This is a genomic window from Acaryochloris sp. 'Moss Beach', from assembly GCF_021497025.1.
GTDB classification, from domain to species: domain Bacteria; phylum Cyanobacteriota; class Cyanobacteriia; order Thermosynechococcales; family Thermosynechococcaceae; genus Acaryochloris; species Acaryochloris marina_A.
The window spans coordinates 68,258-85,281 of the sequence record NZ_CP071721.1 but is presented as its reverse complement, the minus strand read 5'-3'; the positions used below and the strand labels follow the sequence as shown (position 1 = coordinate 85,281).

General features: G+C 53.2%; 9 protein-coding genes and 1 pseudogene. 1 reads left to right on the top strand and 9 read right to left on the bottom strand.

Annotated features, from left to right (window positions below):
• Window positions 1-281: 281 nt before the first annotated feature.
• Window positions 282-3,242: a Tn3 family transposase gene (locus HRE53_RS31110; protein WP_235112466.1), complete on the top strand. Its 2,961-nt coding sequence runs from the start codon at window positions 282-284 to the stop codon at window positions 3,240-3,242.
• A gap of 46 nt (window positions 3,243-3,288) precedes the next feature.
• On the opposite strand, the gene HRE53_RS31105 is transcribed toward HRE53_RS31110, so the two are convergent.
• The 9 genes and pseudogenes from HRE53_RS31105 to HRE53_RS31065 form a co-directional block, all read right to left on the bottom strand.
• Window positions 3,289-3,744, bottom strand: a complete 456-nt coding sequence (locus HRE53_RS31105; RefSeq protein ID WP_235112465.1) for a hypothetical protein — start codon at window positions 3,742-3,744, stop codon at window positions 3,289-3,291.
• A 94-nt stretch (window positions 3,745-3,838) separates the two neighbouring features.
• Window positions 3,839-4,618 (bottom strand): annotated as a pseudogene (locus HRE53_RS31100) (CHAT domain-containing protein); the annotation flags it as partial.
• A gap of 77 nt (window positions 4,619-4,695) precedes the next feature.
• Window positions 4,696-6,204 (bottom strand): tetratricopeptide repeat protein, encoded by a 1,509-nt coding sequence (locus HRE53_RS31095; RefSeq protein WP_235112464.1) that lies wholly within the window; start codon window positions 6,202-6,204, stop codon window positions 4,696-4,698.
• Window positions 6,205-6,409: 205 nt separating this feature from the next.
• On the bottom strand, window positions 6,410-8,785 hold the full coding sequence (locus HRE53_RS31090) for a CHAT domain-containing protein (RefSeq protein ID WP_235112463.1): 2,376 nt from the start codon (window positions 8,783-8,785) through the stop codon (window positions 6,410-6,412).
• Window positions 8,786-8,864: 79 nt separating this feature from the next.
• Entirely contained in the window at window positions 8,865-9,659 is a 795-nt protein-coding gene (locus HRE53_RS31085) for a hypothetical protein (RefSeq protein WP_235112461.1), read from the bottom strand.
• A gap of 173 nt (window positions 9,660-9,832) precedes the next feature.
• A complete protein-coding gene (locus HRE53_RS31080; RefSeq protein ID WP_235112459.1) occupies window positions 9,833-12,568 on the bottom strand; it encodes a tetratricopeptide repeat protein in 2,736 nt (911 codons plus the stop codon).
• 79 nt (window positions 12,569-12,647) lie between these two features.
• On the bottom strand, window positions 12,648-13,415 hold the full coding sequence (locus HRE53_RS31075; protein ID WP_235112458.1) for a hypothetical protein: 768 nt from the start codon (window positions 13,413-13,415) through the stop codon (window positions 12,648-12,650).
• A gap of 16 nt (window positions 13,416-13,431) precedes the next feature.
• Window positions 13,432-15,762 carry a CHASE2 domain-containing protein gene (locus tag HRE53_RS31070; RefSeq protein ID WP_235112457.1) on the bottom strand — a complete coding sequence of 777 codons (2,331 nt, stop codon included), beginning with the start codon at window positions 15,760-15,762 and terminating at the stop codon, window positions 13,432-13,434.
• A gap of 5 nt (window positions 15,763-15,767) precedes the next feature.
• Window positions 15,768-17,021: a DUF1822 family protein gene (locus tag HRE53_RS31065; RefSeq protein WP_235112451.1), complete on the bottom strand. Its 1,254-nt coding sequence runs from the start codon at window positions 17,019-17,021 to the stop codon at window positions 15,768-15,770.
• Window positions 17,022-17,024: the final 3 nt, after the last annotated feature.

Genomic DNA, 17,024 nt, shown 5'->3' with positions numbered 1-17,024 from the left:
TCATTGTTGTATTGTGCTGACTCTTGAGCTTTCTTGGTGAGTCTTCTAAGATTGGCAACTCGGCGGGTAAGCGTCGTTTCAATGTTGGCGAGTTGACCCGCTTCTAGTTCGGCTAATGTGTCTGAGTCGGGTGTCTCGATCAGCTTCTCTAGCTTGGCGACTATCTCTTTATAGGCCTAAAACGATCTAAGCTGCGATTTGCCGCCATTTAGTACATGTATATTAGCCTCTATCCCATCGTTTGATACGGTGAAATGTGCAGATCAAGAGGCTTTTCCAGAATGCAGCGGTATTGGGAACCAGAGGAATTAGTAGAGTACTTCACTCTCATGCCCCATGAGTTAGATGCTATTCCCAAGGATTCCACCAACGCCAGCGACCATAATCGTTTAGGATTCGCCGTATTACTGAAATATTTCCAGCTGGAAGCACGTTTCCCTCAACATCGCCAGGACATCTCAAAGTCAGTCGTTCAATTTATTGCCCAGCAATTGAACTTGAGTCCAAACATCTTCAGCAACTACACCTGGCTCGGTCGCGTTTTTGAACGACATCGGCGAAAAATCCGTCAGCTTTGGGGATTCAAGCGCAGCACCTTCCAACATAAGCAAAAACTCAAACAATGGTTAGGTGAGAAAATCTTACCCCTTGGCCTTCATCTGAACTCAATTCGTGAGCAAGTCTATCAACGCCTGCGTCATCTTAAACTGGAACCCCCTTCCCCCAAAGAATTAACCCGACTCATCAGCTCGGCTACTCGTCATCATGAGCGTGATTTTTGTCGAACCATCTCCGTCCGACTTCCAGCAGCAACGCGTAAGAAGATGGATGCCCTCTTAGACACTGAATATACGCCGAATGCTGAAGACAGTCAGTTTCGACAATCTGATTTCACCCGGCTCAAAGCAGATCCAGGACGCCTTGGTCTCAAGAGTCTTTTTCAAGAAATCGAAAAACTACAAAGCATCCGGCAAATAGAGTTACCTGCTGACCTATTTGAGTCCTACTCGCCCAAGCTAATTGAGCAATACCGGCGTCGTGCTTCAGCAGACCTCGCAGGACTTCTCCGACGCCACCCTCAGACCATTCGGTATACCCTGATCGCCTCCTTTTGCCATCAGCGAGTTCAAGAGATCACCGATAGTCTCGTGGAACTCCTGATCCAGATTATTCATCGTCTTTCCATCAATGCTGAACGTCGGGTAGACCGGGAGCTGATCGCCAACTTTAAGCGCGTCAATAATAAAGAAGCACTGCTTTATCGCATCGCAGCTGCAGCTCTCGCCAATCCAGATCAACCGGTTAAGGAGGTGATCTATCCCGTCGCCAGTCCCGATAAGTTAACCAACCTGATCAAAGAGCAAAAACATACGGGGGCCACCTACCGAGAAAAAGTCAACATCAAGATCCGAGCCTCCTACTTGCACCATTACCGGCAGATGGTGCCAGCTATCTTAGAGACCCTGGACTTTCACTCCAACAACGACCATCACCGCCCCATCATTGCAGCCTTGAAACTGCTTAAACAGTATCAAGGCAGTAGCAAGCGCTACTACTCGGACACGGATCCCGTAATCATATCTGGTGTCCTTAAACGGGAATGGCGAGATTTAGTGATTGAACAAAATTCTCAGGGCCAAGACCAGATCAATCGCGTCAATTACGAAATCTGTGTCTTGCAGGCCTTGCGTGAAAAACTCAGGTGCCGAGAAGTGTGGATCGCGGGGGCCAAACGCTACGGTAACCCAGAAACGGACTTACCTCAGGACTTTGAGGTCCAGCGAGAACAGTACTATCTGCAACTCAAGCAACCGTTAGATGCCAAGACCTTTGTCCATCAGCTCAAGCAGGAAATGACAGAATCCTTAACCCTGCTGAATCAAAGTATTCCAAATGATCCTGCCGTCAACATTCTGCCAAAGGATAACGGGTGGATTCGCATCACGCCATTTGAGGCTCAAGCAGAGCCCACTAATATTCAAAAACTGAAGCGGGAAGTGGCGAAACGCTGGCCCATGATCAGCTTGCTAGACATCCTCAAGGAAACGGATCTGCGGGTAAACTTCACCGATCAGTTCCATACGATGGCCACTCGTCAACGGTTGGACCGGCTGACCTTGCAGAAGCGGCTGTTGCTGACGCTGTTTGGTTTGGGGACCAATATGGGTTTAAAGCGAGTCTGTGCGGGGATAGCCCAGGAGACTTACGCTCACTTACTCTACGTCAAGCGGCAGTTCCTACATAAAGAACATCTGCAAAATGCTATTGCTGAAGTTGCCAATGCGGTGCTCAAGGCTCGCCTGACCTCTATTTGGGGTGAGGCAACCACCTCTTGTGCCTCGGATTCTAAAAAGTTTGGGGCTTGGGACCAGAACCTAATGACCGAGTGGCATAACCGCTATGGGGGAAAAGGAATTATGGTCTATTGGCACGTCGAAAAGAAGTCCTTGTGTGTCTATTCCCAGCTGAAAACCTGCTCTTCTTCTGAGGTCTCATCCATGTTGACGGGGCTATTGCGTCAGGACACGGATCTGATGCTGGACAAGAACTATGTGGATACCCATGGCCAAAGTGAGCTGGGGTTTGCCTTTTGTCGTCTCCTGGGATTTCAGCTGCTGCCTCGGTTCAAACGCATTGGCGTGCAAAAGCTATCTTTGCCAGAGTCAGGGATGAAAGCAGCCTATCCGAATCTGAGGTTGATATTATCAAAGGCCATTGATTGGGAGTTGGTGACCCAACAGTACGACCAGATGATTAAATATGCAGCGGCGTTACAGGCGAGGACGGCTGAGGTGGAGGATATTCTGCGGCGCTTTGGACGGACTGAGGTTAAACATCCCACCCATCGGGCTTTGCTGGAATTGGGTAAGGCGGTGAAAACTATCTTCCTATGTCGATATCTTTCTTCGGAGGCCCTCAGAATTGAAATCAATGAGGGGCTCAATGTCGTGGAGCGGTGGAACGGGGTAAATGACTTTATCTTTTATGGACGGGGGGGAGAGTTTGTTACCAATAAACGGGAAAACCAAGCCCTGTCAGCTCTGGCCCTGCACCTGCTCCAGATTAGCTTGGTCTACATCAATACCTTGATGATTCAGAATGTGTTAAGTGAACCTCAATGGATGAAAAAGATGCAGGGAGAAGATTTAAGGGCTTTGTCACCCCTGATTTGGAATCATGTGACGCCCTATGGCTGGTTCAATCTCGATTTTAAGGATCGGATGGCCCTGGATGGGGCCTAAACCATTGATATCTTCTCCCTGACTGGGTTCGTTTGTTACCTCCTATTTACTGAATGACGTGACTGGTGGGGAAGCTTTGGGCAAGCTGTAAGGCTCTCATGGGTGAGGCCTTGCGGATTTTATTGCAGTCATCGGGTGGGATGTCCCGGCTTCCGGCTTCACTGGCAGCTTGGCGCAGGAGCTTTTTGTCCACCTCATTGGACAGCCAGCGGGTCCCGCCGACGCCAACGAGGATGGCGGCGGTCACGGAACCAACCGTCAAGGACACCTCAGGGTTGTCCGCAGCGCCAGGGGCCAACTCGATGCTGCTGCCGGAGCTGTAGAGCCCCCATGAAATCAATGCGGCCATAGCGCCCGTGAACGCGTTGCCGATAAAACCGGGGATCCAGACTCCGTTCTTCCAGTGGGGAAATAGGAGTCCTTCTTTGTTGATCAGGGCATTGGCAATGCCGCCGAACCCACCGGCTAAAAAGATAATGACCATACATAACCAGGGAGACATGGAACTGTTCCTCTTACTCTGTTGACCAGGGTTCATATTTTTGAACCCTGTATGGCCCTATTGTTGGTGGGGGGGCAAGCTTATTCAGAACGCTTCAATCCGGTAGTCCGATCAGGGTAAAGGCGGCCCATCTTCCTGGGTCTGTGTATTTCTGTTTCGTGGTCCGCATGGCCATGGTTAAGCTCTTGGCCTTATCCCAGCCCTTTTCGTAGACGTTGGTATAAAACTCGTCCATCAGCATGGGGGTCGAGCGATCTGAAACAGACCATAAGGACCCGACCACGGTGGGGACTCCCGCAGCCAGAAAGGGGAAGGATGGCCCGGTTTGGCCACCATAGATTCCGAATCCGCTTTGACAGAGACTTAAGACCACGAGGTCAGCTTGGAGGGGTTGTTTCGTCCCTAAGGCGATCTGGTTTAGCTCCTGGGGTTGGAGGAAGCCATCATTTTGGGCATCCCTAGCCAGCAGGATTGAGCCATTTCTCGGGGCTCGATGCCGGTTCTTCTCCAGCTTTGCCTTTTCGGTTGGCGGCAGCGGACCCCGTAACGGAGACGGGTTAGGGGAGAGGGGTTGACGATGGACCGCTAGGTGGATAATCTCGGCAGTTAACAGGTCCTTACGGATACGAGTTTCCGTCGCTTTGGCTCCCAAAACGGGCGTTGTATTGAGCAATTTGGCAATCCGCTGGGCTTCCACTTGGGCTCCGGCTAAGTCATCAAATCCCTCGGCGGGAGGCGTCGGATTACCGACGATCAGGTTCGCTTCGGGACGTAGTTGACGCTTCGGCTTCAGGTGCTGCTGGTCTTGAAGATGCTTTAAGGTCCCAATGGAGGGTGCGGTGGATAGGATGTGCTTATCCACGAGATATTGGGATCGGTTCCCCTCGTGATCGAGGAGGGCGGGGAAGGGGACAAAGAAGAGGGAGCGGTGGGGGAATGATAATCACCCGTTCATCCGGGTCTTGGGGGTAGATAGTCTTCGATGGGCTCAATCAATAGGGTATGGAGCTGACGCAGATAGGTGTAGTTGGTCTCTTGTTTGGAGGTTGAGGAGGAAGATTCGTCTTCTAGATTGACCTTGGGGAGTAATGGGGGGACAGCTGGGTCTTGGTTGGGGGCTTTCACCCCGCGAATATTTTCTAACCACTGCCGGGTTTGTTCCTCGAAGGTGGCTACGGATTGCCCTAGCTGTTGACCATCGATGGGTTGATGATGAATGGTGCCATCGGGTTGGACCACCCAGGCATAGAGGAGGTTATTGCTGACGAGGGTGTATTCGACGAGGGTGGCATTCTGTTCCTTGGCCACCTGTTTGATCTGCTGGATGGTTAAAGGAGGATTTGTCCCAGCTAGTTGATGATTGAGGGCCTGGCTGCGTCCCCGCTCCGCAATCTCCAGAGCAAGTAGAGGCTGGTTTTGGGCAACCAGGACGGTTTGAAGGTCATCATAAAGTCGGGTATAGGACTGGAAGAAAGTACGTTGTTGCGGGAGGGTGAGGTCACGATTTAAGTGCTCAAAAATCTGGATGGACTCCATCAGGGCAGTCTGAGCTGAACCATATTGATTCTGCTTGAGGTGAGTCAGGCCCAATCCCCAAAGGGCCATGGCGGCCCCAGGCCGATCATCGATTTTTCGCCGGATCTCCAGGGCGGTCTGATGGTATTGAAGGGCTTGGGCCATCTCTCCCAAGTTACGATAGGTCCGCCCCATCCGATCATGGGCGTCTGCTACCCCCTTCTGATTACCTATCTGACGAGCGATCTGAAGTGACTGCTGGTGGTAGTCGAGGGCTTGGGCATGCTCTCCCAAGGAGTCATAGGCACTCCCCAACTGATTAAGGGTGTCAGCCACCCCCGTGCGATCACTGATTTTTCGGGAGATGACCAGGGACTGTTGGTGATAATCGATGGCCTGAGCATACTCGCCCCAAGAGTGATAGGTCCGCCCGAGCTGGTCGAAGGATTGGGCCACCCCTTGTTGGTCACCCAGCTTCCGAAAGAGTTCCAGGGACTGTTGATAGTATTCGATGGCTTGGGTCGGGTCCCCTAAGGATTGATAGAGGGTCCCTAAGCCTAAGAGGGTGTTGGCGGTCCCTTTGATGTTGTTGCCCTTGCGAAAGATGACTAAGGACTGTTGGTGGTAGTCCAGGGCTTGGGCATACTCCCCCAGAGCATGGGAGCTGGTCCCTAAGCCCAAGAGGGCGTTGGCTATGCCCTGAGGCTCGCCCTGCTGGCGAGCGTGCAATAGGGCTTTTTTCAGGGATTGTTGGGCGGCTTGGCTCTCCCCCCGTTTCAGGTGCTGATGTCCCTGCTGCAAGTCCTGAGAGACCTCAGGGGTGGGGGCGATCTGGGGCGCTGCTTTCTCCTGAGCCAGACTCACTGAATGGGGAAGAAGGGTTGCCCCTCCCATCCAGCAGAGCAATAGTAATCCAACCGATCCATTGAGCGCCTGTTTATTCATAAGAAAACTCCAAATCTATGGGGGAATTCTGGGTCTCATTACCCTTCTATCCCTGGACATCTATGCCTATTCAAAAATGAGTAAAAACGCCTGTCTACGGGGCCTAAGAGCGATTTCCCTCTAGACCAAAGGCGGTCAGATCGGGAAGCCAGCAGGGCCTTTTATCTGGAGAGAGGCCAGTGGAGTACAGCCGATTCAAGGGGCCTTAATCCGGCAAGCCGATCAGGGTGAAGGCGGCCCATTTACCCGGATCCGTATGCTTTTTCTTTGTCGTTCGCATGGCCTCCGTCAGGCTCTTAGCCTTATCCCATCCCTCTTTATAGACATTGGTATAAAACTCATTCATCAACATCGTTGTCGAGTGATCTGATACGGACCATAGGGACACCACTACCGTGGGTACACCCGCAGCCAGTAGAGATCTGGATAGTCCGACGATGCCATCTCCCGTCACCTTGCCCAGGCCCGTCTTGCAGGCACTTAAGACCACCATCTCAGCCTGGAGTCGGTTCTCCTTCGTCATCTCCGTCACCTCCAGGGTTTGCAGGTAGCCATTATGCTGGGGGTCCTTGGCTAAGATAATCGACCCACCTCCAGGGGGGAGATTCTTCTTCTTTGCCTCTGCTGCTTCTGCCTCTGCTTTTGCTTTTTCTGCTGGTGTCAGGTCCTTGAGCAGCTTTAACGGTTCATTGGGCTTGAATTCTCCATGGGCGGCAATATGGATCAGGTCTGCTGTTAACAGTCGTTCTCGAACTAAGGATTCCGTTGCCTGGTCTCCTAGAACTGGCTTTGTCTTGAGTAATTTACCGATTAGCTCAGCTTCCGATTGAGCCCCTTTCAGATCATCGAAGCCCTCTGAGGGTGGAGTGGGATTGCCGATAATCAAGGGCTGTTGAGGCCGTTGGGGTCGCTGGGGTTTTAGGTTCTCTTGGTCTTGGAGATGCTTCAAGGCCTGGATGGAGGGGGCAGTGGAAATGATGTGCTTATCGACAAGGTATTTAGGTTTCTCACCTTTATTTTCAAGCAGCGCGGGGAAGGGGACAAAGAACAGGGAGCGATGGGGGATGATGATCACTCGCTCGTTGGGGTCTTTGGGCAGATAGTCTTCAATGGGTTCAATTAAGAGGGTATGAAGCTGACGGAGGTAGGTGTAGTTCGTCTTTTCTTTGGAGGCTGATGGGGATGAATCGTCCTCTAAATTGGCTTTGGCCAATGTCTGGGGAATGGCTTGATCCTGGTTGGGGTCTTTGACGCCTCGGATATTTTCCAGCCATTGTCGGGTTTGTGCTTCTAAGTTATCCAAGGATTGCCCCAGCTTTTTACCCCCGATGGGTTGGTGGTCAATGGTGCCATCAGGATGGATCACCCAGGCGTAAAGCAGGTTGTTGCGGACTAGGGTGTATTCAACAATGGTGGCATTCTGTTCCTGGGCCACCTGCTTAATCTGCTCTAGGTCAAAGGGGGCATTAGCACCGGAGAGCTGTTGATTCAGGGCTCGGGTGCGGCCTTGTTCAGCGACAACGAGGGCTTGTAGGGGTTGGCTTTGGGCAACTAGGACGGTTTGAAGGTCGGAATAGCTATTGGCTTGGGTTTCAAAGAAGGAGATTTGGTGGGGGACGGAGAGGTTTGTATGTAGCTTTTCCCAGACCTTAATGGAGTCGTTTAGATGGGTTTGGGATAGGCCATATTGGGCTTGGCTCAGGTGAGCGACTCCCAATTCCCAGAGGGATGTAGCCACGCCCTTCTGGTCACCGATCTTCTGAAATATCACCAGGGACTGCTGGTAGTAGTCAATGGCTTGGGCGTACTCTCCCAGGGAATAATAGGCACTCCCCAAACCCATGAGGGATATGGCCACGCCCTGCTGGTCGCCGATCTTCCGCTTGATCACCAGGGACTGCTGGTAGTAGTCAATGGCTTGGGCAAACTCTCCCAGGGAACCATAGGCAGCCCCCAAATTATTGAGGGATTTGGCCATGCCCTTCTGGTCGCCGATCTTCCGCTTGATCACCAGGGACTGCTGGTAGTAGTCAATGGCTTGGGCGTACTCTCCCAGAGAACCATAGGCAGCCCCCAAATTATTGAGGGAGCCAGCCACGCCCTGCTGGTTGCCGATCTTCTGCTCTATCACCAGGGACTGCTGGTGGTAGTCAATGGCTTGGGCAACCTCTCCCAGGTAATAATAGGCAGTCCCCAAATTATTGAGGGAGTTGGCCACGCCCTTCTGGTCGCCGATTTTCCGCATGATCACCATTGACTGCTGGTAGTAGTCAATGGCTTGGGCGTATTCTCCCAGGGAACGATAGGCTTCCCCCAAATTATTGAGGGAGTTGGCCACGCCCTGCTGGTCGCCGATCTGACGATAGAGATTGAGTGCTTCTTCCCAGGCCGCCTTCGCCTCCCGAAACTGGCCCTTGTTAAAGTGCTCAATCCCCAAATCCAATAACTGATCTGCCCTTTTTTTCTCCGCAGACATGGACTCTCCACTTTCTTGAGCCACACTAACGGCAGCTGGCGATAGGGGCACAATCACCGCGCCCAGTAGCGAGATCAGCAATCCGCTTTGAATCAACTTCTTCATCTTCAATAGACCTCAGACGATAGATGGGCCGTCAATAGATTGCTCTGCCCCACTCATGGGCAGAGCATTAACGGAGTCGCTAGGAAACACTTGCCTCAGACTCTGCACAAAAATCAAATTCGTTTAGGGATGCCAACGCCGAGGGCCGTTCATCCAACTGATAAATTTCCGCCAAAATATCAGCCCCCAAGGCTTCATTGTTGGTGGGGCCATACTTTTCCTCGGACAAAATCTCAACCCGCTTGAAGGCTTTCTCAGTATCAGAAATAGACTGCTGCTCAATTTTGTTAAACTTCCTCTGAATAGCCGCTGTCGTCTCCTCGTCCAGGATCATAAACGCCTTCCGAGGCGTCTCATCTGGGTTGGAGTCAGGTGGATATTTCAAAGTCAGCTGCCAATAGTAGCCCAAGGAATTGGGGACTAAAGGTACATCGCCGTCATAGAAAATATGCTGCTCTCCTGGTTGAATCTCCCGGGTCCATATCGGTTTATTGATCGGGTTGTTGGCATCGTAGAGTTCGATCCACGTCGCCTCACCTTGCCAGAGGAACAAAGGCTGTCGCGTCATCACCGTATTGGATGTTCCCTCCAGTGGCTGTTTCAGGTCTTCCATAATGCCGGGGACCATCATGCAGACATCACTTTCAGGAGGATCCGATGGAAGGCGACGTCCCTTAGACCCCTTTTTGCCAAACAGAAACTTAGCTACATCCCCCCAAGACAAAGCGATCAGCTGGGGTTGAAGAGGTTCAGCCGCCCCACAGCCTTCTCCTAATATCGAGCATCCATCGGTGGAGGTCGTTGCGGCCTGTAACGGCGAGGTCGTCATCAACGCCATCCATAACATGGCTGAAAAAATATTGAACTTATGCATCTGTTGTCTCCTATATTTCAAGGCGGATATCAGTCGGTCTCTATTCAGTCAATCCGTCGGGATTGGAATCAGAGCTGAACTGGAGTGAACACCTCTTTAATGGGCATCATCTTGTCTGTCACTCACCCCTATTCCGGGACTGTTTTACCTATTCAAAAGCTGTAAACCGTTGGTTACTCCGGCAATCCGATCAGGGTGAAGGCGGCCCATTTACCCGGGTCCGTATGTTTTTTCTTGGTGGTCCGCATGGCCATGGTTAAGCTCTTAGCCTTATCCCATCCCTTGTCATAGACATTGGTATAAAACTCATTCATCAACATGGTTGTCGAGTGATCTGACACGGACCATAGGGACACCACCACCGTCGGTACACCCGCAGCCAGTAGAGATCTGGATAGTCCAACGATTCCATCTCCCGTCACCTTGCCCAGGCCCGTCTTGCAGGCACTTAAGACCACCATCTCAGCCTGGAATCGGTTCTCCTTTGTCATCTCCGTCACCTCCAGGGTCTGCAGATAGCCATCATGCTGGGGGTCCTTGGCTAAGACAATGGACCCACCTCCTGGAGGAAGTTTCTTCTCCTTATCCTTTGCTGCCTGAGCCTCTATCTCCGCTTTTTCTTCCGGTGTCAGCTTTTTAAGCAGCTTTAACTGTTCATTGGGCTTGAATTCTCCATGGGCAGCAATATGGATCAGGTCTGCTGTTAACAGTCGTTCTCGGACTAAGGATTCCGTTGCCTGGTCTCCTAGAACTGGCTTTGTCTTGAGTAATTTACCGATTAGCTGAGCTTCCGATTGAGCCCCTTTCAGATCATCAAAGCCTTCTGAGGGTGGGGTGGGATTGCCAATAATCAAGGGCTGTTGAGGCCGTTGGGGTCGCTGGGGTTTTAGGTTCTCTTGGTCTTGGAGATGCTTCAAGGCCTGGATGGAGGGGGCAGTGGAAATGATGTGCTTATCCACGAGGTATTTAGGTTTCTCACCTTTATTCTCCAGCAGCGCTGGGAAGGGGACAAAGAACAGAGAACGATGGGGGATGATGATCACTCGCTCGTTGGGGTCTTTGGGCAGATACTCTTCAATGGGTTCAATTAAGAGGGTATGAAGCTGACGGAGGTAGGTGTAGTCCGTCTTATCTTTGGAGGCTGATGGGGATGAATCGTCTTCTAAATTGGCTTTGGCTAATGTCTGGGGAATGGCTTGATCTTGGTTGGGGTCTTTAACCCCTCGGATATTTTCCAGCCACTGTCGGGTTTGTGCTTCTAAGTTGCCTAAGGATTGCCCCAGCTTTTTACCCCCGATGGGTTGGTGGTCAATGGTGCCATCAGGATGGATCACCCAGGCATAGAGCAGGTTGTTGCGGACTAGGGTGTATTCAACGATGGTGGCGTTTTGTTCCCTGGCCACCTGCTTAATCTGCTCTAGGTCAAAGGGGGCATTGGCACCGGAGAGCTGTTGATTCAGGGCTCGGGTGCGGCCCTGTTCAGCGACAACGAGGGCTTGTAGGGGTTGGCTTTGGGCAACGAGGACGGTTTGGAGAGCGGAATAGCTATTGGCTTGGGTTTCAAAGAAGGAGATTTGTTGGGGGACGGTGAGGTCTTTATGGAGTTTTTCCCAGACCACAATGGAGTCTTTTAGATGGGTTTGGGAGAGGTCATATTGGGCTTGGTTGAGGTGAGCGAGTCCTAATCCCCAGAGGGATTTGGCCATGCCGTTCTGGTCGCCGATCTTCCGCATGATCACCAGGGACTGCTGGTAGTAGTCAATGGCTTGGGCGTATTCTCCCAGGGAACGATAGGCACTCCCCAAATTATGGAGGGAGCCAGCCACGCCCCGCTGGTCGCCGATCTTCCGCATGATCACCAGGGACTGCTGGTAGTAGTCAATGGCTTGGGCGTATTCTCCCAGGGAACGATAGGCACTCCCCAAATTATGGAGGGAGCCAGCCACGCCCCGCTGGTCGCCGATCTTCCGCATGATCACTAGGGACTGCTGGTGGTAGTCAATGGCTTGGGCAACCTCTCCCAGGGAACGATAGGCATTCCCCAAATTACCGAGGGAGTTGGCCACGCCCTGCTGGTCGCCGATCTTCTGCTCTATCACCAGGGACTGCTGGTGGTAGTTAATGGCTTGGGCAAACTCTCCCAGGGAATCATAGGCAATCCCCAAATTATTGAGGGAGTAGGCCACGCCCTTCTGGTCGCCGATTTTCCGCATGATCACCAGGGACTGCTGGTAGTAGTCAATGGCTTGGGCAACCTCTCCCAGGAAATAATAGGCATTCCCCAAACCCATGAGGGAATTGGCCACGCCGTTCTGGTCGCCGATCTTCCGCATGATCACTAGGGACTGCTGGTGGTAGTCAATGGCTTGGGCATACTCCCCCAGGGAAGAATAGGCATTCCCCAAATTACCGAGGGAGCCAGCCACGCCTTTCTGGTCGCCGATCTTCCGCTTGATCACCAGGGACTGCTGGTAGTAGTCAATGGCTTGGGCGTACTCTCCCAGGGAATCATAGGCAAGACCCAAATTATTGAGGGAATTGGCCACGCCCTGCTGGTCGCCGATCTTCCGCGTTATCACCAGGGACTGCTGGTAGTAGTCAATGGCTTGGGCGTATTCTCCCAGGGAACGATAGACAATTCCCAAATTATTGAGGGAATTGGCCACGCCCTTCTGGTCGCCGATTTGACGATAGAGATTGAGCGCTTCTTCCCAGGCCGCCTTCGCCTCTCGAAACTGGCCCTTATTAAAGTACTCAACCCCCTGGCTCAATAACTGATCTGCCCTTTCTTTCTCCGCAGATACGGACTCTACACTTTCTTGAGCCACACTAACGGCAGCTGGCGATAGGGGCACAATCACCGCGCTCAGTAGCGAGATCAGCAATCCGCCTTGAATCAACTTCTTCATCTTCAATAGACCTCAGACGATAGATGGGCCGTCAATAGATTGCTCCGCCCCACTCATGGGCAGAGCATTAACGGGGTCGCTAGGAAACACTTGCCTCAGGCTCACAAAAATCAAATTCGTTTAGGGATGCCAACGCTGGAGGCCGTTCACCCAACTGATAAATTTCCGCCAAAATATCAGCCCCCAAGGCTTCATCCTTGGTGGGACCATAGGCTTGCTTTGATAAAATCTCAACCCGCTTCAATGCCTTTTCAGCCTCCGTCAGGGGTTGCAGATCAATCGGGTCAAACTGCTTTTGGATCGCTGTCGTCGTCTCCTCATCCAGGATCATAAACGCCTTCCGAGGCGTCTCATCTGGGTTGGATTCAGGAGGATATCTTAAGGTCAGCTGCCAATAGTAGCCCAAGGAATTGGGTACCAAGGGCACTTTACCGTCATAGAAAATATGCTGCTGTCCCGGTTCAATGGCTTGGGTCCAGATCGGTTGATTAATGGGGTTGTCAGCATCATAAAGATCGATTTGAGTCACCTCCCCCTGCCAGAGGAATAAGGGCCGTCGAGTCATCACCGTATTGGCCGTTCCCTTGAGGGGGTCGTTGGGGTCTTCCATAATGCCGGGGACCACCATGCAGGAAAAACGGGTCGAATCTTCCTCAGTCCGTCGTCCTTTGGATTTTTTCTGAGTCCCAAAAAGCACCTGAATCACATCCCCCCACGACAGAGCAATGCGCGGGTCGGGAAGGGACTTAGCAGCCCCACAGCCCTGCCCCAGGATCTGGCACCCATCGAGGGCCGTCGGCGCAGCCAATAACGGTGGACCTGAGATCAATGCCATCGATAAAGCCATGGAAAAAACCCTCAGTCTATGCATCTTTTATCTCCTTTTTTCCAGGCCAGATATAGGTTAAATAGGTGCATAAAGGTAACCCCATTGGCATTAGAATCAGGGCAGAAATATATAGCTGTAAACTAATCCAAATATACAGAACAATGGCGAGCCAACCTAACTGATAGCACCGGGTTTTATGCTGGGGATTCTCTAATACGTAAAGACGGATTCCTTTGCCCCAAAGCGCAATACAAAGGATCATCAAAAAGTCAGGAATAGGAATCACTAAATGCTGCCGCAGGAGGTGGTGAATGCTATAGGCATGGGCTTCCCCCCCCGTAAACTGTTCCGGCAGATTCGCCTTGGCCTGCAGGGCCAAAAACTGTCGCGCTAAAGGCTGGGCATAGTTATCATCTTCGGCATTAGACACCCCTTCCTCTAGATAGCCCCCATGGCCAATCAAAACCACCTGATTGTTCAGGGGAGCCGGGGAATAATCCGTCGAGCAAGTCCCTAACACCCCACAGGCAGAGACCCGCTCATAGACTTGAGGTTCAGGGATGGAAAAATCAATAATCGGTTCAAACCATTGCTGAAAAAAGAGCCGACTGTTTTGACTCCATAGATGCAGGGTACGAGGCTTCGACCCTGTAGATGACGCTGCTTGCTTGTGGGCGAGCTGATAGGCAAAGGGACATTGATCTCGGCAGTCTTGCTTTCGAGGTAATTCTACAATCCACTCATAGAGATCAATATCGCCATCCTCATGGTTCTCAACGGCAGCCATCTGGGGCAGCTGGATCCCTTCGCGCCGCCCATTCCGTTGGCGAGCCGCAAACACAAACTCAGTCCCCGCGTCCCTGGCCTGCTCAATGGCCTCCTTCAGCTGTTTGGCTTCTTCAGGCTGTTTCTGAGGCCGGTCCAGGAGGTAGTCAATGCCAATCACCTGGGCATTTTGCTGACTGAGCTGGGTTACCAGTCTGGCTAAATAGCCATAGTTAACGTAGCGATGATCAATCAGCTGTCCGCCCTTATCCTTGAAGGAGTCATTGTTAATCTCCACAAATAGAACAGGGGGAGGATCTTGAGGAGGGGCCACCTGTCCCGTCAGCTGCTGATAGACTGCCTGGGCGGCAATTCGTGGCTCCAATAACAAATCCTGCAAGGGACGGACGAGACTGACACATAGCAATAGCGCTAACCAACGCTGTTCCCGTGGGCTAGGCTGCCAGCGTCTGAGCTGATGGCGAATGCCGTAGGGCTGGATGCGGAAGATCCGAGACTGGGGATGGCGGAATAGAGAGGGGACTAAAGCCACAGCCGGATAGATGAGGCGCAGGGACTCCCGCTTGAGGCTGCTACAGGTGAGCTGCAGGGCCTCATGGACATCCCGATGCTTTGCCAAATGCTGTAGAAACGCCTTAAGAAAGACCGGGGCGGCGGCATCGGGAATCGGTTCACGCATCACCACCACTTGGCCAATGCCCGCTTCAATTAGGGTCTCGGCAATATCCAAGCCATTGCAGGAGTTAAACAGGGCAAACTGCAGTCCCCGCTGGCGCGCCACCCCTAAGACCTCCTTTAGCTCACTCATCTGGATAGAGACTTGAGGGGCTAGCTCTAGCTGCCCCCCGGCGGGGGTCTCATCACTATGGCCGCAGAAGAAGAGCATATCCCAGCCCCGGGGGTCCTGGAGCTGCTGGTGGAACCCTTGGAGATAAGCCGTCGGGTCCGTTTCAGGTGGGGGTTGATAGACCGTTACCTTTACCGTGGTCGGTAAGTCTGCTGTCAAGACGGCTTTATCTAGGTCCAAGTTCAGTCCCGACCCCTGACCGACAATCACGAGGACCCGAGCCGCTCGGCGCAGGGGCTTAACGGGAGTTTGGCGGATATTGACGGGGCGGCGGGCAATCCGAATCTGGGCCGCCGCTCCCGGGTCCATGCCCATTTCCCAGGTCTCCCAGGGCAGGCGGGCTAGATCCCTAGATAGGCAGGTCAAAAAGACATCCACCCAGGGTGGCCCATCCGAGTCCAGGCCATGGACAGCTTGGGCGATTTCAGCCTGGAGGTCATGGAGCTGGGCATGACGGAGCCAGTCCTGGAACAGGCTGCGTAAATGGTCTTCTGCGAGCACCAGCTGGGCTCGGGTGCCCGGGGGATTGAGGCTGCCCCCTGTGACCACCTCACCTCGGCCCTGGCCATAGTAGGCAAGATAGGCGGTTTTCCACCGGTCATAGGCAGGGGAGAGGTCCACAGGGAAAGGCACTTCGGCCACGAGGGAGGTGCCCCCCTGGCCCGTCAGGGTGAATTCACACAGATCGCCGATGCGCCGGACTTTGAGTTCAAACTGAGTTGGAGTTTTCATAGGACTTAGGACCGACAGGTGAGGGCATAGGTACTGGCGGCTCCCTCTAGGGGAGTAACGGTAATTGTCCAGCCTTCATCTAGGGGGGCGGACAGCTGGACATAGAGGTAGCCCTTGGGGGGCTGCAGCTGCGCTTGCCATTGGATCTCGGTGGCATCTTGGACCGTGAGGGTCACCCCATGGGCGGGGGGATGATGCTTGGTAGTCCCCAGGATCAGTAGCAGCTGCCAGCCGGAGGCCGACATCCAGGTGAGGGCATAGAGGCGCAGCCCCGGCACCGTCCCCCGGACATCCCGGTAGGCCCGCCCCGCTGTGTCTGGAACCGTGAGGCCTGTCTCTGCCTGGATCTGGGTGAGCAGGGATTCTACGGGGTCATCAAAGCGAAAGGCCAGGGTGGGCGGGGGGAGTATCCAGCCCGCCAATTCCTGCTGCAGATCCTCGACTTGGGTTGTTAACCATTGGCGAACATCCACAACGGTTTGCGCCAGGGGCTGACGGGGCGAGATGGCTTCCGGGTCTTGCTGGAGCTGGTCATAGACCCAGGCTCGCAGGGAGGCATCCGTGAGGATGGCCGCATAGTGTTCCCAGGACCAGGGGAAGGCCACGGGGTCGGTCTGATGGCGGGTCAGGGTAGCGGTGAGTTCGGCCCGTTCGAGACGAACCACACCATCCGCAACGGGCAGGGGAATCGTGGCGGGATCTAGGCAGTGGAGATAAACCAGCAGATCTTTGGCCTTGGTTGGGGCCATGGCGTCCACCGGCAGGGTATAGTTCCAGTCCGCATCGGGGGATAAGCCCGCCGTCAGGTCATGGAGCTGGTCATAGCGGAGGACTCCCTGGATAGTGGCCAGGGCCTGTTCTTCATCAATGCCCACCAGGATATAGAGATGGGCTGCCAGCTCGGGAATATCCTGGACGGCTTTGGGCAGCTGCCATTCGGGGCTCGTCAGCATCAAGTTGGGTAGCAGGCAGATCTTAAACTCCCCCACTTGGAGGAAACTCACGGCCTCCACGAGATGGCCATAGTCAGGCTGAGTAACGGAGCAATGCTCCTGATTGAGGGATAATCGGGGAGCCCGATAGTCCAGCCATTCCGCAAAGGCAGCCAGGGCCAGGGCTTGGCGATAGATGGCGTTCTGTTTCTGGGGAATCCGACAGCCCAGGCTAAGCTGCTGGGCTTGGGTAAAGGCGGTTTCTTCCAGGGGGAATAGGTCCCAGGTGCCTATCCCTGCCATGGTTTTGTCAGTATCAGTGGTCATGGT